At 66.8% G+C, this 21320-nt stretch carries 16 protein-coding genes; 8 read left to right on the forward strand and 8 right to left on the reverse strand.

The window, feature by feature from the left end:
- Positions 1 to 15: 15 nt before the first annotated feature.
- Complete coding sequence (locus ACDK93_RS17855) at positions 16 to 456, reverse strand: DUF2244 domain-containing protein (RefSeq protein ID WP_458072523.1); 441 nt, start codon at positions 454 to 456, stop codon at positions 16 to 18.
- 316 nt (positions 457 to 772) lie between these two features.
- On the opposite strand from ACDK93_RS17855, the gene putA reads away from it, so the two are divergent.
- From putA to ACDK93_RS17875, 4 genes are all read left to right on the forward strand, one after another.
- On the forward strand, positions 773 to 3961 hold the full coding sequence (gene putA / locus ACDK93_RS17860; protein ID WP_458070365.1) for a bifunctional proline dehydrogenase/L-glutamate gamma-semialdehyde dehydrogenase PutA: 3189 nt from the start codon (positions 773 to 775) through the stop codon (positions 3959 to 3961).
- A gap of 154 nt (positions 3962 to 4115) precedes the next feature.
- Positions 4116 to 5528, forward strand: a complete 1413-nt coding sequence (locus tag ACDK93_RS17865; RefSeq protein ID WP_458070366.1) for a coniferyl aldehyde dehydrogenase — start codon at positions 4116 to 4118, stop codon at positions 5526 to 5528.
- Positions 5529 to 5698: 170 nt separating this feature from the next.
- Positions 5699 to 5995 (forward strand): YcgL domain-containing protein, encoded by a 297-nt coding sequence (locus ACDK93_RS17870; protein WP_458070367.1) that lies wholly within the window; start codon positions 5699 to 5701, stop codon positions 5993 to 5995.
- Between the two features lie 108 nt (positions 5996 to 6103).
- Positions 6104 to 9565 carry an ankyrin repeat domain-containing protein gene (locus tag ACDK93_RS17875; RefSeq protein ID WP_458070368.1) on the forward strand — a complete coding sequence of 1154 codons (3462 nt, stop codon included), beginning with the start codon at positions 6104 to 6106 and terminating at the stop codon, positions 9563 to 9565.
- A 21-nt stretch (positions 9566 to 9586) separates the two neighbouring features.
- On the opposite strand, the gene ACDK93_RS17880 is transcribed toward ACDK93_RS17875, so the two are convergent.
- From ACDK93_RS17880 to ACDK93_RS17905, 6 genes are all read right to left on the reverse strand, one after another.
- The gene (locus tag ACDK93_RS17880; RefSeq protein ID WP_458070369.1) at positions 9587 to 10759 is read right to left on the reverse strand and encodes a glycosyltransferase family 9 protein; all 1173 of its coding nucleotides are present in this window, start codon (positions 10757 to 10759) and stop codon (positions 9587 to 9589) included.
- Between the two features lie 152 nt (positions 10760 to 10911).
- Positions 10912 to 12744 carry a monovalent cation:proton antiporter-2 (CPA2) family protein gene (locus tag ACDK93_RS17885; protein ID WP_458070370.1) on the reverse strand — a complete coding sequence of 611 codons (1833 nt, stop codon included), beginning with the start codon at positions 12742 to 12744 and terminating at the stop codon, positions 10912 to 10914.
- 174 nt (positions 12745 to 12918) lie between these two features.
- Positions 12919 to 15117, reverse strand: coding sequence for a peptidyl-dipeptidase Dcp (gene dcp / locus ACDK93_RS17890; protein ID WP_458070371.1), 2199 nt, complete (start codon positions 15115 to 15117; stop codon positions 12919 to 12921).
- Between the two features lie 225 nt (positions 15118 to 15342).
- Positions 15343 to 15690, reverse strand: a complete 348-nt coding sequence (locus ACDK93_RS17895) for a hypothetical protein (RefSeq protein WP_458070372.1) — start codon at positions 15688 to 15690, stop codon at positions 15343 to 15345.
- Between the two features lie 80 nt (positions 15691 to 15770).
- Positions 15771 to 16451: a dethiobiotin synthase gene (gene bioD, locus ACDK93_RS17900; protein WP_458070373.1), complete on the reverse strand. Its 681-nt coding sequence runs from the start codon at positions 16449 to 16451 to the stop codon at positions 15771 to 15773.
- A complete protein-coding gene (locus ACDK93_RS17905; protein WP_458070374.1) occupies positions 16448 to 17170 on the reverse strand; it encodes a TMEM175 family protein in 723 nt (240 codons plus the stop codon). Before ACDK93_RS17905 ends, bioD begins: the two co-directional genes overlap by 4 nt.
- Positions 17171 to 17201: 31 nt before the next feature.
- On the opposite strand from ACDK93_RS17905, the gene ACDK93_RS17910 reads away from it, so the two are divergent.
- On the forward strand, positions 17202 to 17693 hold the full coding sequence (locus ACDK93_RS17910) for a GAF domain-containing protein (RefSeq protein WP_458070375.1): 492 nt from the start codon (positions 17202 to 17204) through the stop codon (positions 17691 to 17693).
- A gap of 25 nt (positions 17694 to 17718) precedes the next feature.
- Here the strand turns inward: ACDK93_RS17910 and yihA are convergent, their stop codons facing one another.
- A complete protein-coding gene (gene yihA / locus ACDK93_RS17915) occupies positions 17719 to 18366 on the reverse strand; it encodes a ribosome biogenesis GTP-binding protein YihA/YsxC (protein WP_458070376.1) in 648 nt (215 codons plus the stop codon).
- Positions 18367 to 18482: 116 nt separating this feature from the next.
- Between yihA and ACDK93_RS17920 the strand changes: the two genes are divergently transcribed.
- The 3 genes from ACDK93_RS17920 (at position 18483) to ACDK93_RS17930 (ending at position 21281) form a co-directional block, all read left to right on the forward strand.
- A complete protein-coding gene (locus ACDK93_RS17920) occupies positions 18483 to 19328 on the forward strand; it encodes a c-type cytochrome (RefSeq protein WP_458070377.1) in 846 nt (281 codons plus the stop codon).
- A gap of 130 nt (positions 19329 to 19458) precedes the next feature.
- Positions 19459 to 20331, forward strand: coding sequence for a thiol:disulfide interchange protein DsbA/DsbL (locus tag ACDK93_RS17925; protein ID WP_458070378.1), 873 nt, complete (start codon positions 19459 to 19461; stop codon positions 20329 to 20331).
- A gap of 74 nt (positions 20332 to 20405) precedes the next feature.
- A complete protein-coding gene (locus ACDK93_RS17930) occupies positions 20406 to 21281 on the forward strand; it encodes a thiol:disulfide interchange protein DsbA/DsbL (RefSeq protein WP_458070379.1) in 876 nt (291 codons plus the stop codon).
- Positions 21282 to 21320: the final 39 nt, after the last annotated feature.

Genomic DNA, 21320 nt, shown 5'->3' on the forward strand with positions numbered 1-21320 from the left:
GCACCTTTGATGAACCTACTTGCGCTGCTGGTCGTTGATCGTGGCCAGCAACACCCTGAGTTTCTTTGACAGCTCGACGCGTTCCTGCTCTCCCAGAAAAACGCCGATCTCCATTTCGCGCCCGTGCGATGAAAGCAGCAGGCGCTGACGACCGTTACCCGGCTTCAGCAGCACGCGCACCCAGTAGGACTGGAATTGCATGCAGCGTCGGCTCGGCAGCAGCTGCACCTCCAGCGACGACGCGTCGAGGGTGATGCGCTCACTGCGATCGCCGGCCCGCCAGGCCACGCTCAACGCACACGCTACAGCGACAGATTCCACCAGGGCGAACAGCGGTGCAAACACATTGCCCTGCCACGCGCCCAGTCCCGCCGTTGTCAGCGCCAGTAACGCCAGCACCCCGATCAGTCGACGCATGCCGCGGCGGCTGAGCGAGCGATTGGGCTTGAGCCACATCGTCACACCCAGCAGATCGTCAGCAACCGGTCGAAGCACGATCATGAGGATCCAGCGTGCCAGTAACGTTGGAATGATAGGCCCCGGCGCGGCAGCGGGCAACAATGCCGCAGCAGACATTTGACAAATGATCTGCGCGTGCGGGCTCCCGCACACATCCACATGGCGCCTCGCAATGCACCGCACGGCCTGCACGATAAGACCGCGGGGTCTGGCTTTCCCGCCGGGGATGCGCCCGGATGACGCACGCAAAACGCGATGGCCAGCGTACAATCCCGCGCTCCCGTCCGCCTGCGCGGATTCTTTAGAAAAGCCCGTGACCCAGCCTATTCTCAGCTCCGAACTGCCCGGCGATCCGTCGCCTGCGCGTGCGCGCATCACTGCCGCCTGGCTGCGCGACGAAACCGAAGCGGTCAACGACCTGCTCGCCCAGGCCAGCCTGCCACCGACCGAGCGCGAAAAAGTCATCGACGTGGCCGCCGACCTGGTCAGCCGCGTGCGCCGGCGCGCCAAGGACCAGAGCGTGGTCGAGTCCTTCATGCGCCAGTACGACCTGTCCAGCGAGGAAGGCGTGCTGCTGATGTGCGTGGCCGAGGCGCTGCTGCGCATTCCGGACAAGGCCACCGCCGACAAGCTGATCCGCGACAAGCTCGGCGACGCCAACTGGAAAAAACATCTGGGTCAGAGCGAGTCGGTCTTCGTCAACGCCTCCACCTGGGGACTGATGCTGACCGGGCATCTGGTCAACCTGGCCGAAGAAACCCGTCATGACGTGACCAGCGCGCTGCGCCGCTTGGTCGGCCGCGCCGGCGAGCCGGCGATCCGGCTGGCGGTGCGCCAGGCCATGCGCATCATGGGCCACCAGTTCGTGATGGGCCGCACCATCGACGAGGCGCTGGATCGCAGCGCGAAGAAGGAGCATGCGGTTTATCGCTATTCCTACGACATGTTGGGCGAGTCGGCGCTGACCAGCGCCACCGCCGAGCGCTACCAGCAGGATTACCGCGACGCCATCGCCGCCATCGGTCGGCGCGGCCCGTTCGCCAACCACACCGACGCGCCGTCGATCTCGGTAAAGCTGTCCGCACTGCACCCGCGCTATGAGGTCGCCAAGCGCGAGCGCGCCCGCCGCGAACTGACCGAAAAGCTGCTCGAACTCGCGCAGCTCGCAATGAAATACGGCATTGCGCTGTCGGTCGATGCCGAGGAAGCCGATCGTCTCGAGCTGTCGCTGGACATCATCGGCGACGTGTTCGCGCACCCGTCGCTGCAGGGCTGGAACGGGCTGGGCATCGTGGTGCAGGCGTACGCCAAGCGCACACCGTTCGTGATCGACTGGCTGATCGAAACGGCCCGCGCCGCCAACCGCCGCTGGTACGTGCGCCTGGTCAAGGGCGCCTACTGGGACGCCGAGATCAAGCGCGCGCAGGAAAACGGCCTGCCCGGCTATCCGGTGTTCACCCGCAAGCCGAACACCGACGTGTCCTACCTGGCCTGCGCGCGGCGCCTGTTCGGTGCCGGCAGCGACCTGATCTACCCGCAGTTCGCCACCCACAACGCGCACACGATCGCGGCGATCCATCACCTGGCGCAGGGGCGGCCGTACGAGAACCAGCGCCTGCACGGCATGGGCACCGACCTTTACGCCGAAGTGATCGGCCCGCAGAACTTGAACGTGCCCTGCCGCGTCTACGCGCCGGTGGGCACGCACGAGGACCTGCTGCCGTATCTGGTGCGCCGCCTGCTCGAGAACGGCGCCAACACCAGCTTCGTCAACCGCGTGGTCGACGAGAGCGTGCCGGTGCGCGAGCTGGTCGCCGATCCGTGCGAAACGGTTCGGTCCTTTACGTCGATCCCGCACCCGCGCATTCCGCTGCCGGTGAATCTCTACGCTGAGAATGCCGCGCTGGCGCCGCATTCCAATGCTATTTCCAGGAAAAATTCCATGGGCGTCAACTTTGCCAACGACAACGAACTCAAAGCCCTGGCCGACGCGGTGAATGCCCACGCCGGCCCGTGGAAGGCCGGCCCGCTGGTGCCCGGCGCCAACGCCAGCGGCCCGACCGTGACGGTGACCAATCCGGCCGACCGCCGGCAGACCGTCGGCAGCTACGTCAGCGCGGACAGCGCCACGGTCGACCACGCTATCGCCAGCGCAGCAGCGGCACAGCCGGGCTGGGATCGCCTGCCGGCGGCCAGCCGCGCCGCGATTCTCGAGCACGCGGCCGACCAGCTTGAGGCGCGCCGCGCCGAGTTCGTCGCGCTGTGCGTGCGCGAGGCCGGCAAGAGCCTGCCCGACGCGATCGCCGAAATCCGCGAGGCGGCCGATTTTCTGCGCTACTACGCCACCATGGCGCGCCGGCTGTTCGGCCAGCCCGAGCAGCTGCCCGGCCCGACCGGCGAGAGCAACCAGCTGTTCCTCCATGGCCGCGGTGTGTTCGTCTGCATCAGCCCGTGGAATTTCCCGCTGGCGATCTTCCTCGGCCAGGTCAGCGCCGCGCTGGCCGCCGGCAATGCGGTCATCGCTAAGCCGGCCGAACAGACCACCCTGATCGGCCACCTGGCCGTGCAGCTGCTGCATGCCGCCGGCGTGCCCGCCGACGTGCTGCAGTATCTGCCCGGTGACGGCGCCACCGTCGGCGCGGCACTCACGAAAGACCCGCGCATCGCCGGCGTCGCCTTCACCGGCTCGACCGACACGGCCTGGGCGATCAACCGTTCGCTGGCCGCGCGCAACGCCGCCATCGCCACCCTGATCGCCGAAACCGGCGGGCAGAACGCGATGATTGCCGACTCCTCCGCCCTGCCCGAGCAGATCGTCAAGGACGTCATCGCCTCGGCCTTCCAGTCTGCCGGCCAGCGCTGCTCGGCCGCGCGCATCCTGTTCGTGCAGGAAGACATCGCCGACAAGGTCGTCGCCATGCTCGCCGGCGCGATGGGTGAGCTGACGGTTGGCGACCCGGGCCAGCTCAGCACCGACGTCGGCCCGGTGATCGACGAGGACGCGCGCAAGCTGCTGGTCGAGCACGCCGCGCGAATGGACCGCGAAGCGAAAAAGATCGGCGAAGTGAAACTGGATGCCGCCGTCACCGACCACGGCACCTTCTTCGCCCCGCGCGCTTACGAGATCGCCTCGCTCGACGTGCTGCAGCGCGAAGTGTTCGGCCCGATCCTGCACCTGATCCGCTGGAAGGGCAGCGAGCTGGAAAATGTCGTCGCGCAGATCAACGCCACCGGCTACGGCCTTACGTTGGGCATCCACAGCCGCATCGACGACACCATCGACTACATCAGCAGCCACGCCCGCGTCGGCAACTGCTACGTCAACCGCAACCAGATCGGCGCGGTGGTGGGCGTGCAGCCGTTCGGCGGCGAAGGCCTGTCCGGTACGGGTCCCAAGGCCGGCGGCCCGCACTACCTGCTGCGCTTTGCCAACGAGCGCACGCTCACCGTCAACACCACCGCGGCCGGCGGCAACGCCTCGCTGCTGACCATCGGCGAATAAGCAAACCTTCGCCGGAAAACTAAGGCGCCGGAGCGACAGGCTTCGGCGCCTTTTCTTTGCCTCCGCGCAAATGCTGCTGTGCAACCGCAGCGACGCCTGCGGTGTGCTACAGATAAGGCCTCCAGTAACGCCTTCAACCTAGCGAGAACGACCGATGAGTCTCACCGACGCCAGCCTTGCCGACCGCCTGCAGCAGCTGCGCGCCGCGCACGCGAAAGACCCGACGCCCGCCTGGCCGGCCCGCGCCAACCGGTTGCGCGCGCTGGAGACCATGCTCAACGAGCAGCGCCACACGTTTGCCGCCGCGATCAGCGCCGACTTCGGCCAGCGGCCGACCGAGGAAACCGACCTGCTGGAATTTTTCCCCAGCCTGTCCGCCGTGCGCCACGCGCTGAAGAAAGGCCGCGCCTGGATGCGTCCGCTGCGTTCGCTGCCGGGCCTGACGTTTCTGCCGGCGCGCAACGAGATGATTCCGCAGCCGCTCGGCGTGATCGGCATTATCGTGCCGTGGAACTACCCGCTCTATCTGGCCATCGGCCCGCTGGTCGACGCGCTGGTCGCGGGCAATCGCGCCATGGTGAAAATGAGCGAATTCACGCCAGGCTTTTCGGCGCTGTTCGCTGAGCAGATCGCCAAGTACTTTCGGCCCGATGAAGTGACCGTAGTCACCGGCGATGCCGACGTGGCGCAGGCGTTTTCGTCGCTGCCGTTCGACCATCTGCTGTTCACCGGCTCCACCGCCGTCGGCCACCACGTGATGCGCGCCGCGGCAGCCAACCTGACGCCCGTGACGCTGGAACTGGGTGGCAAGTCGCCGGCGATCATCGGCCCCGGCGCGCGCTTCGACAACGCGGTGGAGCGCATCCTGTTCGGCAAGCTGGTCAACGCCGGACAGACCTGCATCGCGCCGGATTACGTACTGCTGCCGCGCGCGCGCATGGCCGAATTCATCGACGTGGCCAAGCGCACGGTGGCAAAAATGTATCCGCAGCTGGCGCAGAGCAAGCAGTACGCCAGCGTCATTTCCGATCGCCAGTACGCGCGCCTGGTCGGCCTGCGCGACAAGGCCGTGGCGGCGGGCGCGAAAGTACATCTGCTGGGCGACGCGCCGGATGACGCCTCGCGTCGACGCCTGTCGCCGCAATTGGTCAGCGACGTCAGCGACAGCATGGACATCATGCGCGACGAGATCTTCGGCCCGCTGCTGCCGCTTCTGCCGTACGACTCGATCGACGAAGCAGTCGCGTACGTCGCCGCCCATCCGCATCCGCTGGCGCTGTACCTGTTCGAGGAAGACGGCGCGCTGATCGACTCGGTATTGGCGCGCACCGTGGCCGGCGGCGTCAGCGTCAACGACACGCTGTACCACATCGCCCAGCACGGCCTGCCGTTCGGCGGCGTGGGTCCGTCGGGCATGGGCGGCTACCACGGTGAAGCGGGCTTCCGCACCTTTTCGCACATGAAGCCGGTGTTCCGGCAGGCGCGCCTGAACGGTGCCGGCATGCTCGGGCCGCCGTACGGCGCGTTTTTCCATCGCATGGTGAATCTGCTGATCAAGCGCGGCTGAGCGCCTGCCACTGCGGCGCCATCCGCTGCGCTGCGGCCAGCGGCCCGCTTTTTTTCTGAACGCGGGTGGCGCCGGAGTGGAACGGCCGAGCATCCGGCCGCCAGCGCTGTTACCCTCGGGATCGTCTTGAGCAGCACGACCGGTGTTGGCATCACCAGGGGAGTACGGCCATGCAGTGTTTCGTCTACGCCAGCCAGCGCAAGCTCGACAGCTACGTGTGGCTGGCGCGTCGCGATGGGTTCGATGTGCTGTCCGAATCGCTGCTGCTGCTGCTGGGCGAGCTGCGTTTCGTGGTCGAGGTGCACCTGGACGAGCAGCGCAAGCTGCCAGTGGAAGACACCGAACAAGTGCTTGACCATCTGCGCACGCAGGGCTGGCATCTGCAGCTGCCGCCGCAGCAGACGCTCGCTGTTTCCAATCATCCGTCGTATCGCGAATCGGCCACGCGCGACGATCGTGATGACTGAGGGCGAGCAAATGAATGCTCCGGCTATGTGGGATGAATCGCCGAAAAATAGTGCGGGTGTTAACACCAGGTTACCGTCTGAAGTCGCCGCGATTTCTATACTGTCGGCATGACCCAGCCCAAATCACGACGACGCCCTCCTCTTGTGCCATCGCTCGCCTGGTTCATGCCCGGCCTGCTGGCGATCGTCGCCGCCGGGTTCGTCAATCATCCGCTGACGCTGATTCCCCTGCTGCTGGCCAACGCTCTCACGATGGCCGCGGTGTGCCACGCGATCGGTTTCGATCCCGAGCCGCGTTTTGGTCGCACGGTCCTGCGCCGCGGTGCGGCCCACCTGGTGATGTTTACCGGCTATACCGTGCTGGTGTTTTTGCTGGTGGCGTGGCCGATGCTGCAGCTCAGCCACGCGCCAAGCCTGGGCGCGGCGCTGATTCTCGCCGCGGCGCTGGTGCTTGCGCTGGCGGCGCTTTGGCGGCTTTGGCCCGCGTTCGGGCTGGTGTTTGTCTGGGACGACGCCTACCCGGCGCAGCGCGACAGTTCATGGATCTTCACCGCGACCCTGCGCAGCCTGGCGTTCGGTCGGCATCTGTCACACGAGGAGCGTTTTTTCAGCCACTACCTGCCGGCCGCGCTGGCGCTGCTGGTGCTGGCGTTTGGCGCGGTGGCTTTGACCGGCCTGTACGGCGTGTTGCCGCCCGAGCCGCGCATTGCGGCGCTGGCGATCTACGGCGTCGTGCTGCTGCCGCTGGGTTCTCTGATCATTGCCAACCGCACGCTGCGCGCGCTGCTGTGTGCGAAAAACGTCAAACCGGCGACGACGGCAACACCCGAGGCGATCAAGTCCATTCCCGCTAGGCCGCCGGCCGTGGTGGTGTTGAACGAGCAGGAGCGCACCGCCGGTACGCCCGAGCAGGCCAGGGCGCTGCTGCTTGCCACGCGCGAGGGCGATATCGATCGCGCGCTGGCCCTGGTCGAGGCCGGCGCCGATCCCGACACCGCCCCAGCGTCGGATGATCGCGACCAGCGGCCGGTGCTGATGCTGGCCGCGCTGCTGCCCGACACGCGCCTGCTGCGCGCGCTGATCGCCAAGGGCGCGGACGTGAATCGTGCCAGCGGCGGCATCACGCCCCTGCTCGCCGCCACCCGCGACAGCTGGCACGGCCGCGCCGAAGCGGTGATGACGCTGCTCGCCAACGGCGCCAATCCGCTGGCCGCCGATGCCGAAGGCAGCACGCCGCTGCACGGCGCCGTGCTCAGCGCCGAGGCCGGCGTCGCCGCGATGCTGCTGGATGCCGCCGCGCCGATCAACGCGCTGACGCGCTCGGGCGTCAGCCCGCTGGCGGTCGCCTGCCGCGCCGCCAACTGGCCGCTGGCCCGATTTCTGCTGGAGCGCGGCGCCAAGCCTGCCCCGGCCAACGGCGAGCCGGCGCTGGTCGCGGCGGCCGGCATCGCCGATGACGACGTCACCGGCGTCAAGCTGCTGCTCAAGCATCGCGCGGCCGTGAACGCGGTGGACGCACGGCATCGCAGCGCGCTGCTCACCGCGGCCGCCGAAGGCCACGAACAGATCGCACGCGTGCTGTGCGCTGCCGGCGCCGACGTCACGCTGGCCGACCACCGCGGCAGCACCGCGCTGATGGAAGCGGCGCGCGCCGGCGCCGGCGGCATCGTGCAGCTGCTGGCCGAATCCCAGCCCGATGCGCGCGCGCGCGATCACCACGGCCGCGATGCGCTGACCCTCGCCTGCCAGTCGCCGCACGCCCGCGGCGAAACCATCAGCGCCCTGCTCGCCCTCGGCGCCGAGCCGAAGGCGGTAGGCGGCGACGGCCGCAGTGCGCTCGATCATGCCGCGGCCGCCGGGCGTTGGGATCTGGTGGCGCTGCTCGATCCCGACACCCCGCTGCCGGCTACGCATCGACGTGACGTGCTGACGGAGGGCTCGGACACGCCGGCGCATCTGCTCGACGCGCTGCGCTTCTCGCACTGGGCGATCGTGTCCAGCTTTGCCGAACGCGCGCGCGAGTGGCCGCAGGCACAGCTGGCGCAGCTTTATCTGGACCTGGCCACGCCGGGCCTGAGTTCGGCGCGGCGCTGGCTGCTGGAGCACGGCCTCGACGCCGAGGCGCGGCTGCCGCCGCAACTTCCCGACGATGCCGAAGCCGCGCAGGCCGGCACACCAACGCTGCCGCCATTGGGCCGACGCCTGTTTGACGCGCTGCTGCAGCAGCTGCCAACCTCGACGGAGGCGCTGGACGATCTGCTGCAGGCCGGCGCCAGCCCGGCCGGCGCGGGCTTGCTGGCGCAGGCGCTGTCGCGCCTCAACGGTTCGGCCGCATGCGCCGCCCTGCCGCTGAATCTGCTCGAGCGCGGCGCGGATCCATTTGGCGTCGACGCGCGCGATCGCACGCCGCTGCACCTGGCGGTAATCAACGGCCAGCTGACCCTGCTGCAGGCCCTGCTGGCGCGCGGCTGCGATCCGAACACGCGCGACCGTGATGGCCGCACGCCGCTGTTCGCCGCGCTGGAACACGGCGCCGATGCGCTGCCACTGGTGAGCGCGCTGATTGCCCACGGCGCCAACCCCGAAGCCGCCGATAGCAATGGCGAAACCCCGCTCGGGTTGGCGCTGGAACACCCGACGGTCGAACGCTGGCTCGACTGGCACGACTGGACACGCCCCAGTCGGCCCCTACGCGCCACCGATCTGCCGGCCGCCGCGACCGCTGGCGCGCTGCCGAGCGTGCAGCGATTGCTGGAGCTCGGCTTCGCCGTCGATACGCGCGACGGCCAGGGCGCCACCGCCTTGCTGCGCGCTTGCGGCGCCGGGCATCGCGAGATTGCCGCCTGCCTGCTCGATGCCGGCGCCGATTCGTCGGTTGCCGCCGGCAGCGGCGTGACGCCGCTGGCCGCGGCGGTCGCGGCGCGGCGCGACACTCTGGTGGCTTTGCTGCTGGAGCGCAAGGCGGCGGTTGATCAGCGTCTTCCGAACGACACCACCGCGCTGATGGTGGCCGCCGCGATGGGGCATCCGGAAATTGTCGAGGCCCTGCTCGACGGCGGCGCCGAGGTCAACGCGGTGGATACCGGCGGCCGTAGCGCCCTGCACGCTGCCGCGCAGTTCGGCTTCGAACACAACGACAGCCTGCGCGCGCGCCGGCTGTTCGACGCGCTGCTTAAGCGCGGCGCCGACATCAATCAGGCCGACCGCGAGGGCAAGACGCCGCTGCTGCTGCTGCTGGGCGCGCAGCTGCGGCCCGGCAGCGACTGCGACGCCACGCATATCGGCGCCCTGGTGCCTGTACTGCTGGATGCCGGCGCGAAGGTCGAGCACGCCGATCAGCGCGGCGTCACTGCGCTGCACGCCTGCGCCATGCATGCGTTGCTGCCGCCGGCGCGCGTGCTGCTGTCGCGCGGCGCCGACCGTCTGGCCGCCGATGCATTCGGGCGCACCGCGGCGGATGTGGCGCGGCAGGTGGGCTATATTGACATCGCGCACGAGCTGGCGCCGCGCGTCGGCGCCGTTCCCAGCGTGCGGCAGACGCTGCGCCAGCCGGCCGCGCCGGCCGACTGATGCGCCGGCCGACCTGCGCCTTTACTCAGCCGCAGAGGCCCCAGCGGTGAACGGAGCACCGTCGCGTGGCGGCAAGGTCCGCCAGGCAGACACCACCGGCGCCGTATCGATCTCGTCGACACGCCGGGTTTCCGGCAACCCGCCAATCACCGTGACCGCGCTGCCGTGCCCGCTGCGCGGCGCCCACATCGACGGGAATCGGCCGCCGAACAGCACTACCAGTGGACAGCCCATGGCCGCCGCCAGATGCGCCGGCCCGGTATCCACCGAGACCATGCTGTGGGCAACTTCAAGCAGCGCCTTGAGCCGACCCAGCGGCAGCACCGCGGTCGCGATACGCAGTGAATGCGTTTCGGTCGCGGCCAGCAGCGATTCGATATAGCCGGCTTCGGCGGCCGATCCGCAGAACAGGATCTGTGCCTGCGGCAGGTGATAGCTGATCGCACGCGCCAATGCGCCCCAGCGCTGAGCCGGCCACGACTTTTCGTCGTCATCGGCGTGCCGCACGCCGTTCCAGCGTATCGTGCGCTTGTTCGCCGGCTGCAGCAGCACCAGCGGCCGCCCGAGCATGCCCTGCACGCGCAGCCAGGCGTCACGATCCTGTCGTTCGGCGTCGGTGACCTGCAACTGCGGCGCGATGCTTGCGTTTTCCATGGGCGGCATCGCGATGTGACTGACGCGAAAAGCGGGTGGCGTCTGACTGCCGAAACGAAGCAGCCAGTCGATCCAGTGCTCGTTCTCGCGCATCGTCATCGGTTGAATGAACTCGCAATTTTCCAGCGGCACGCCGGCCAGTGCCAGCAGCGGACGCACCTTGGTACTAGCCCGGGGCTCGGGCTCGCAGACGTAGATTGGTGAATTACGGAATTTCCGCAGCGCCATCGCCGCCCGCCAGCGCGCCGGACTGAACAGCAGCGAGCCGTACTGGCTGCGCAGCGGAATGCATCCATCCACCTCCGGCTGCGCGGAAAAAAGCACTGGCGGCCAGTCGCCCAGGGCCAGCACGCGGCAGGGCTTGCCATAGCGCAGCTGCAGTTTGCGCAGCAGCGGCTGCAGCAGAATCGTGTCGCCCAGACGTCCAAAACGGATCACGACCGGTGTCACACCCGTCGGCAACAGCGACAGCCCTGCTGCCGCCATATTTCCCATCGGTGCGGCCAGCTCTTCGCGCGGCGAGGAATCTGTTGCGGTCATCGGCATGACTCCAAGCAACGCCGGACTGGGTTTGCGGTTGACGGCATGCGCGTGATCTCACTGAGCCTGCCCGATGGTGACAGCTCTCCCTGAGCAATACCTTTTCCGCCCGCTCGATAATCCGCAGCGGGCGAACGCGGCGCTGGATCGGATCAATCCTCGGCGCTGAGCGTCTTGTCCCGGTCGCGCTGGCGCTGGCGCTGCGCACCCGGCTCGACGTCGGCATCGAACAGCTGCTGCAGGTCGGCCATCGCGTCGCGGCTGCTCTGGATCAGCTTGGTTTCGTCGTCGTAGACCAGCGCCTGCTTTTTCAGCAAATCTTCGTCGTACCGGCGGAACCGCTCCACCCGATCGACCGCCAGCTCGTGCGACAGGCCCAGCGCCTCCAGCGTCTTGCGCGTCATCTTGAGGCTGGAGTGGAAGGTCTCGCGCACCGGCTCGTCCACGCCCATGTCCATCAGCCGGAACACGTGCTGGCGATTGCGCGCGCGGGCAACGATCTTCAGATGCGGGTACTGCCGCCTGACCAGTCGCGCGGTGCGCAGGCTGGTTTCCGGGTCATCCGTCGCCAGTACGAACACCTCGGCCTTGTCCGCCTGCGCCGCGCGCAGCAGCTCGGGACGGGTCGGGTCACCGTAGAAGATGTTGATGCTGCCGAAGCGGCGCGACGCGTCCACCTGGTCGACCGAATGCTCCAGCGCCACGAAGGGAATGCCCTGCGCACGCAGCATGCGGGCAACGATCTGGCCCATGCGGCCAAAGCCCGCGATGATGACGCGCGGCGTATCGGCGTCGATGGTGTCGTATTCGCGCGTGGGCTTTTTCGGTTTGACGTTCAGGAGGCGGGCCGCGATCACGACCAGCAGCGGCGTCAGCGCCATCGACAGGGTGATCGCCAGCACCAGCGCATCGCGCTGGCCGTCGTCGATCAGCTGCTTCTCGGCGGCCAGCTTCAGCACCACGAAGGCGAACTCGCCGCCGCTGGCCAGCAGCACGATCAGGCGCAAGCTGTCCGACCGATTGAGCCCGGCCGGCAGGCGTGCCAGCGGCCACAGCAGGATGCTTTTCAACACCAGCAGGCCCAGCACCAGTTCCACGATCAGCAGCGGTCGCGACAGCAGCAGCGACAGATCCATCGACATGCCGACGCTGATGAAGAACAAACCCAGCAGCAGCCCTTTGAACGGCTCGATATGCGATTCCATCTCGTGCCGGTATTCCGAATCGGCCAGCAGCACGCCGGCGAGAAACGCGCCCAGCGTGGCCGAGACGTGCGCCAGCTCCATGATCAGCGCCGTGCCCATCACCACCAGCAGGGCGGTGGCCGTGGACACTTCCACCGAGTCGGCCTTGGCCACAAAGCGGAACACCGGCCGCAGCAGGTAGCGCCCGCCCACGACCACCGCCACGATGACCCCGACAGTGCGCAGAACGCTATGCGGATCGATGCCGTGCGAGGCCGAGGTCATCGCCAGCAGCGGCACCGCGGCAATCAGCGGAATGGCCGCCAGATCCTGAAACAGCAGTATCGAGAACGCCTGCCGGCCGTAGGCCGAGCCCGCCTCCTTGCGCTCGGCCAGTATCTGCAGGCCGAACGCGGTGGACGACAGCGCCAGGCTGCCGCCGACGATGGCCGCCGCCCGCTCGGTGAGACCGAACAGAAAATAGCCCACCGCGCCGATTGCCAGCGCCGCGCTCAGCACCTGCAGCAGGCCGGTGCCGAAGACCGAGCGACGCATCACCCACAGCCGCTGCGGCGACAGCTCCAGGCCGATCACGAACAGCATCAGCACCACACCGAACTCGGAAATCGACGCCACGCCCTCGGTATCGCTGATCAACGCCAGCAGCTGCGGCCCGATGACCACGCCAGCGATCATGTAGCCCAGCACCGAGCCCAGCCGGAAGCGCTTGGTCAGCGGCACGGCGATCACCGTGGCCAGCAGAAATACCACCGCGGTCTTCAGAAATTGCGAGCTGTCCACGCGCGGGCCACTTCCGTTGGATCGATGGCGTTCGATTATTTCACGCGTGCAGCGGCCGTGCCGGATCTGTCACAACTTTCTGCGCCACACGAACCGCGCCATCGCCGCCGCAAAAAAGATCAGGCCCGCACGTGGCGGGCCTGATCGGGATGATGTGACATCAAAACGCGCAGATTATTTTTTCGGCGCGTCCTTCAGCCCGCGATCGATCAGCATTGGCTCGATGCTCGGCGCCCTGCCGCGCCAGTCCTCGTACATTGTTTCGAGGTCCTGGGTGTTGCCGCGCGACAGCACCATAGCGCGGAAGCGATCGCCGTTTTTGCGGGTCAGGCCGCCGTGCTCCTTGAACCATTCGAAGCCGTCGTCGGCCAGCATCTCGGTCCACAGGTAGGCGTAGTAACCGGCCGCATAGCCGCCGCCCCAGATATGCGCAAAGTAGCTGGAGCGGTAGCGCGGCGGCACGTAGCTCAAATCGATCTTGTCGTCCTTCAGAGTCTTTGCCTCGAAGGCGTCGGCGTCCTGCTTGGGCGCGTCGGCACCGAGCGTGTGCCAGCCCATGTCGAGCAGCGCGGCCGAGACCAGCTCGGTCATGTCGTAGCCCTTGTTGAAGGTGGCGGCCTTCTTGATCTTGTCGACCAGCGCCTGCGGCATCGGCTCGCCGGTCTTGTAGTTCTTGGCGTAGTTGGCGAACACCTTCGGATCGGACGCCCAGTGCTCGTTGAACTGCGACGGGAACTCGACGAAGTCGCGCGCCGTGTTGGCACCCGAGAGGCTCGGGTACTGCGAGTCGGCGAACATGCCATGCAGGGCGTGGCCGAACTCGTGGAACATGGTGACCACGTCATCGAACGAAAGCAGCGCCGGCTGGCCCGCCGCCGGCTTGGTGAAGTTGGCGACGTTGTAGATCACCGGCTTGGTGCCCAGCAGCTTGGACTGGGTCACGAAGTTGCTCATCCAGGCGCCGCCGCTCTTGTTGTCGCGCTTGAAGTAGTCGCAGTAAAACAGCGCCATCGAGGTGCCGTCCTTGTCGAACACCTCGAACACGCGAACATCCGGCTGGTACACCGGGATGTCCTTGCGCTCTTTGAAGGTCAGGCCGTACAGCTGATTCGCCGCGTAGAACACGCCGTTCTGCAGCACGTTGTCGAGCTCGAAGTACGGCTTGATCTGCGCCTCGTCCAGATCGTACTTGGCCTTGCGCACCTGCTCGGCGTAGTGCTCCCAGTCCCAGGCGGCGACCTTGAAGCCGCCCTTCTGCTGGTCGATCACCGCCTGGATATCTTTCGACTCGCGCTCGGCGCGCGCCGTGGCGGCAGGCACCAGGTTCTGCATGAACTTGATCGCCGCGTCGGGCGTTTTCGCCATCTGGTCATCGAGCTTCCAGGCCGCATAGTTCGGATAGCCGAGCAGCTTGGCCTGCTCGGCGCGGATCTGCGCGATGCGCTCGATCATGTCGCGCGTGTCGTTGGCGTCGCCCTTTTCAGCGCGATTCCACGAGGCGTTGAACAGCGCCTCGCGCGTGGCGCGATCGTTGATGTCCTGCAGCGCCGGCTGCTGGGTGGTGTTCTGCAGCACCACCACCCACTTGCCGTCGACCTTGCGCTGTTTCGCGGCGCCGGCGGCGGCAGTGATGTCGGCATCGGACATGCCGTCGAGCTTGGACTTGTCGTCCACCACCAGCGCACCGGCCTTGGTCGCGGCCAGCAGCTTGTTGCTGAACTGCGTACTGAGGGTGGATTCCTCCTTGTTGAGGTCTTTCAGCTTGGTCTTGTCGGCGTCGGACAGCTTGGCGCCGTCGCGGACGAAGTTCTTGTACGTCACTTCGACCAGGCGCAGCGACTCGGGATCGAGCTTGAGCGAATCGCGCTGGTCGTACACCGCCTGCACGCGGGCGAACAGTTTGCTGTTGAGGCTGATCGCGTCGCGATGGGCAGCCAGCTTCGGCGCCTCTTCCTCCTCGACCTTCTGCAGCGTGTCGCTGGTGTTGGCCTGGGCCACGCCTTCGAATGCCATCATGGCGCGGGTCAGCAGCGCGCCGGATTTCTCCATCGCCACATAGGTGTTTTCGAAGGTCGGCGCATCGGGGTTGTCGGCGATCTTCTCGATCTCGGCCAGATGCTGCTTCATGCCCTCTTCGATCGCCGGCTGGTAGTCAGCCTCGGTGATCTTGTCGAATGGCGGCGCCTGGAACGGCAGCGTGCTGGCAGCAAAAAATGGATTGCTCGCGCTCGCGGCGGGCGCCGGCGCCGCGGCGGTGCTGGCGTGCGCCACGGTGGCGCTGGCCGCGGGCTGCTTGCTGCTGTCGTCGGACGGCTGCGAGCAGGCGCTCAGGGCAATGGATGTGGCGATAACGATCATGCGTAGACGAAGCATCGAGTTTCCCCAGGAGTTGTGCAAGATAGCGCGTCCACGGAACGGTTGGACGATGGTCAGCTGCCGACTCTAACCATTCCGGCGCGATTCTTCCAAGGGCCGAAAGTCAGGGGCGCCACGCAAAGAGGCCGGCTGCCACCGCAGGCAGGGGCACTCCCTGCGGACCGTCGGATAAAACATGGCCTGCTCTATTTCGGAGTAACGCGATGAGCAACGCGCCAGCGCTCAAGCCGAGCGCATGTCGCGCAGCTGCCACGCGCTGCCGATGAGCAGGTTCAGCCGCTGGCGCACCACGCTCATCGGCAGGGTGGTGAGGAGCTCCACGTCGATGTGCAGGTCGCTGACCTTGGCGCTTACGTCGGCCTGCGGATCGGTCGCTGCCAGGTTGTCATCGACGGCATCGGGATCGGGCTGCGCCGCGCGCCAGCGGTTGAACAGATCGGCATCGCGCAACGCCTGCTGCAGCGCCGAGGCGAAATCACCCGGGCCGGCGCCGCTGAAGGAAAACTGCGGATCGCTGCCGCGCGCCTTGGCGAGGTCGGCAATGGAAAGATAGTAGTGGCTGCGTGCCATGGTGTCTCCGACGTTGCGTGCGGTTGAAGGGATGATGCGTGGCGGGTCAGCGCGACATCGAAGCACGCGCCGTGTGAAGCTCAGCCCAAGGCATCGACGGCGGCATTCAGATGCGCTGCCGCCTGCCGGGGCGCCACGTTATTCGGCAACACGCCAAGGCAGGGCGCCGGCATCAGCGCGCGCAGCGTGGCCAGATTCTCGCCCAGCGCCAACATTTGGGGATCGATCGTGTTGCCGATCCAGCCCAGCAGCGGGCAGCCGTCCGCGGCGATGGCGCGCGCGCTCAGCAGGGCGTGATTGATACAGCCCAGGCGCAGTCCGACCACCAGAATCACCGGCAGCTTCCACTCCTTCGCGATAGCCGCCGCCGACAGCCCCGGCGCCAGCGGGACCAGCCAGCCGCCCACGCCTTCGACAACCACCCGCTGATGGTCGCCGCGCAGCTGATCGAACGCGCGGCGCAGCGGCGGCAGGGAAATCACCACGCCCTCATGCGCGGCGGCCAGATGCGGTGCCATCGGCTCGATCAGCGCGATCGGGTTGATCAGGTCGTAGTCGACCGTGGTGCTGCTGGCCGCCTGCAGCGCCAGCGCATCCTCGTTGCGCAGACCCTGCGGCGTCGATTCGCAGCCGCTGGCCACCGGCTTCATGCCACAGGTGATGTGGCCGGCGTCGCGCAGGGCGTGGATCAGCGCGCAGGCGGCATGTGTCTTGCCGATACCCGTGTCGGTGCCGGCGATAAAAACAGCAGGGTGACTCACGCAATGACTCCCTTGGTGTAATGCCGGCGGGCCGCACGCAGCATCGGTCCGGTCAGCATCAGCAGAAAATACAAATAGCCCGGCAGTGGCCACAACCAGCCCGGCGTGCTGTCGGGCAGGCTCATCGCGGTGATCGCCGAGATCAGCCCGATGACCGCGGGCATGCTCCAGGTCACCGCTTCCATGCGCGGCTTCAGCGCGTCGTGACTGGCCGCCAGCGCCTGCGCGGCCGCATGCCGAAAAAGCAGCACTAGCGTGCCCGACATGCAGGCGTACGCCAGGCCGTAGCAGGCGAACACCGCCCGCACGTCGGTCGGCGTACGCATGACGAAATCCGGCGACAGCACACCTTGGCTCAGCGCGCTGCACATGCTGGCGTAGACCATGTGCACGGGGTAGACAAAGATCAGCGCGAAAAACACCAATACCAGCGACAGCACCTGTCCGCGCCCCGTATTGGCGTGACAGATCTGACGCCAGCGCACATGGGCGTGCCACATCAGCGCGATCTGGATAAAGCACATCGCCGAGGCAGGGATGTCACGCAGCAGATGCAGCAGCTTCGCGCTGCTGTCGGGAATCGACTCGCCACCGATCGCCAGCAGGGTCAGCGTAAAGGCAAACGCGCCGTCGACGAAGGCGTCCAGCCGGCCCGCCTCGATGCCCTCGCGCTGCTCGGTAATGCTCATCGCCGCTACTCCGTGGGTGGCAGCGGGCATAATACGTATCTTTAGCGCATAGACACCCGCCATGTTTGAATCCACCACCGCCACCTACACCAGCAAGCGCGAACAGTACGACGATCTGGTAGAGCAGGCGCGCGGCCTGATGCTGGGCGAGTCCAGCACGATCGCCAACGCGGCCAACTTCAGCGCGCTGATCTTCAACAGCCTGCCCGAGGTGAACTGGGCCGGGTTTTATCTGTTCGACGGTAGCGAGCTGGTCGTGGGTCCGTTTCAGGGCAAGCCGGCCTGCATCCGAATCGCGCTGGGCCGCGGCGTTTGCGGCACGGCCGCGCAGACCCGTGAAACGCAGCTGGTGCGCGACGTGCACGCGTTCGAGGGACATATCGCCTGCGACGCCGCTTCGCAGTCGGAAATCGTGGTGCCGCTGGTCAAACCAGATGGCTCCCTGCTGGGCGTGTGGGACGTTGACAGCCCGGTGACCGGTCGCTTCGACGACGACGACCGCGCCGGCATGGAAGCGCTGTGCGCGGCATTTATGGAAACCCTGCCGCGCTAATGCCGTGCCACCTGGCGGCGCTCGACTAGCGCGCCCCAAGAACACGCGGCTGGCGCAGCAGCGTCATTACCGCCTCGCGCGCTTCGTCCACGCCGGTGCCGGCCGATGACGAGAAAATCTGCGCAGTGGCGTGCAGCCCTTCCGCCACGAACTGCTTGCGCAACGTCGCCAGCGCCTGGATCGCCTGATTGCGCGAGAGCTTGTCGGCCTTGGTCAACAGCAGATGGCAGGGCAGCTGCGTGGCCAGACAGAACTCAAGCATCTGCCGGTCGAACTCCTTCAACGGATGGCGGATGTCGACGATCAGCACCAGCCCGCGCAGGCTCTGGCGCTGATGCAGGTACGCATCGATCTCCAGCTTCCAGTGCTCGCGCATTTCCAGCGGCACCTTGGCGTAGCCGTAGCCGGGCAGATCGATCAGCCGGATATCCAGCGGCGGCTGGCCGCCGACCTGGACCGGCGGAGGCAGGCTGAAAGCCACCATCTGCTGGGTGCGCCCAGGCGTCTTGGAGGTGCGCGCCAGCCCCTTGTGATTGGTCAGCGCATTGAGCGCGCTGGACTTGCCCGCGTTGGAGCGTCCGGCGAACGCCACTTCGGCGCCCTGATCGGCGGGCAATTGACTGATGCGATGGGCGGCCAGCACGAACTGCGCGCCTTGTAAGGGATTGGACATGAGAATGGTTTGACCAAGGGACGGTGGCACAGGGATAATTCTTGAGTTACTGCCTGATGCAAGCCGAATGGCGGCGATCCGCGGCGGTGTTCGCAAGTTTCTCGGGAGTCCAGTGTATGAGTTTTCGGTCCGCCGGTTTTCGCAGCGCTGTTCTCGGCTCCGCCACCGTTCTCGCTTTTGCCCTGTCCGCCGGCGTCGTGATGGCCCAGGCCGACGCGTCGAAACCGGCCGCCGCCACTACAGCGTCCAAGCCTGCCGTCGCCGGCACCGCAGCGAAACCCGCGGCCGCAGCGAGCGCCGATAACGCCGCCGCCACCGCCGCCACCACGCCGCCGTCGACCAGCACCGCCGCCGCTCCCGCCGTGGCGGTGGCCGTCAAGCCCGGCGACGCGACCGTCGGCCAGGGCAAGGCCGCGGTCTGCGGCGCATGCCATGGGCTCGATGGCAATTCCAGCGATCCGCAGTATCCAAAGCTCGCCGGCCAGAGCGAGGCCTACATCGCCCATCAGCTGGCCAACTTCAAATCCGGCAAGCGGCAGAACCCGATCATGCTGGGTATGGCCACGCCGCTGTCGCCGCAGGATATGGAGGACATTGGAGCCTATTTCGCCAGCAAGAACTCGCTGCCCGGCGTCGCCGACCAGGCGCTGGTGGATCACGGCCAGACGCTGTTTCGCGAAGGCGACGCCACGCGCGGCATTCCCGCCTGCATGGCCTGTCACAGCATCGACGGCCGCGGCAATCCGGGCGCGATGTATCCGCAGCTCACCGCCCAGCACGCGCAGTACATCCAGGCCAAGCTGAAGGCCTGGCACGACGGCGCCAGCTGGGGTGACGACGCGCACTCGCAGATCATGCCGGCGATCGCGCAGAAGCTCGATTCCAACGACATCGCCGCGCTGGCCAGCTACGTCGAGGGCCTGCACAGCGCGCAGCCGACGGCGGCGCCCGCAACGCCCTGATTCTCGATCCCGGCGCGGATCGCGCGTCGAACTCGCGCCGGTGCCAGCGGTCTGAGCTCGGTCCGTGTTTTGCGATTCACCTGATTCAAGGCCGCCTCCGGCGTCGTTCCCCTTCCGTTTCGAGGTTCTCATGCTGAAGCGTTTACCGTTCCTGTGCGCCGCCCTGCTTGCACTTGCCGCCTGCAGCCACGATGGCGACAACAGCGCGGCCACATCGGCGCCGGCCGCATCGACCACCGCCACCACCACGGCTGCCGCCAGTACCGCTCCGGCGCCAGCCACTACTTCACCAGCTACTGCAGCCAGCGTTGCCGCGGCCGCCAGCGCGCCAACGGCCGCCAGCGCCGACGACAAACCCGCCAAGCCGGCTGCGCCGTTCGTCGATAACGGCAAATGGGTCGAGGGCAAGAACTATTACCTGGTCGATCCGGCGCAGCCGACCAGCCATCCCGGCAAGGTCGAGGTGACCGAGGTCTTCTCCTACGCCTGCCCAGCCTGCAATTCGTTCCACACCACGATGGATCAGCTGGTCAAGAGCCTGCCCTCGAATGCCGTGGTGGTCTACCTGCCTGCCTCGTTCCGCCCGGACGAAAACTGGCCGCTGTTCCAGCGCGCTTTCTATGCCGCCCAGGCGCTCGGCGTCGCCGACAAGACCTACGACGCCATGTTCGACGCCTCCTGGAAGACCGGCGAGCTGGCTACCTACGACCTGCAGGCCGGCAAGCCCAAGCCGCATGAGGCCTGGCCCACCCTTGACGATGTGGCCAAGTTCTACGCCAAGTACGGCGTCGACCCGAAGCAGTTCATCGGCGTTGCCAACTCCTTCAGCGTGAACACCCAGATGAAGCGCGCCGATGACGAGCTGAAGGCGCTGGGCGTGGACAGCACGCCGACCCTCGTGGTCAACGGCAAATACCGGTTGACGCCGAAGGACGCGGGCGGCCTGCCGCAGACCATCGAGCTGGTGCAGTGGCTGGTCGCCAAGGAAACCGCCGGCAAGTAATCACTCGATACCGTCGGCTTTGGATGGCCGGAGCCGGTGTGGTTTTGGCCACCGTTGTTGCAAGGAGGTGCCCCATGCTCAAGCGTTTACCGTGGCTGTGCGCCGTCATGCTCGCCGCGCCTGCCGCCTGCAGTCACCATGGTGACAATGACACGGCCACATCGGCGTCTGCCGCTTCGACCACGGTATGGACGGCCGCTGCCGCAAGTACGGCTCCGCCAGCAGCAAGCAGCGCGCCAGCCGTTGCGGCCAGCGCAGCACCGGTCAGCAACACCGCCGCTCCAGCGGCCACCGAGGACAAGCCGGCGAAGCCGACCGAACCGTTCGTCGATAATGGCAAATGGGTCGAGGGCAAGGATTACCAAGTCATCGATACCGGCACCAAGCTGACCGACACCGACAAGATCGAAGTGGTCGAGGCGTTTTCCTATGGATGCCCCGCCTGCAACGCCTACCATCCGACCATGAACGAGCTGGTCAAGGAAATGCCCTCGAACGTGGTTGTGGCTTACCTGCCCGCCTCGTTCATGCCCCAGGAAAACTGGGTCACGCTGCAGCGCGCTTATTACGCAGCACAAGCGCTGGGCGTTGCCGAAAAGGGCAACGACGCGATGTACGACGCCGTCTGGTCCACGCGCGAGCTCAGCTCAGAAAACGCCAGCGGCACGGGCCTGAAGCCAGAGGACGAACTTCCCGGCATCGATGACATCGCCAAGGTCTACGCCAAAGTCGGCGCGAACCCCAAAGATTTCGTCGCGGTCGCCAACTCGTTTGCGGTAAACCTCAAGATGAAGCGCGCCGATGACATGATGAAAGCCTATGGTGTCGAGGGTACGCCGACGCTGATCATTGACGGCAAATACCGCGTCAATCCGCTCAAGTTAGGCGACATGAAGAAATCCATTGAACTCACCCGCTGGCTGGTGGCGAAAGAAGCCGCCGCGAAATGAAGTAAGTTTGCGGGTGTCGTGTTCTGCACCGCTGCGACC

Source organism: Rhodanobacter sp. BL-MT-08 (assembly GCF_054161255.1).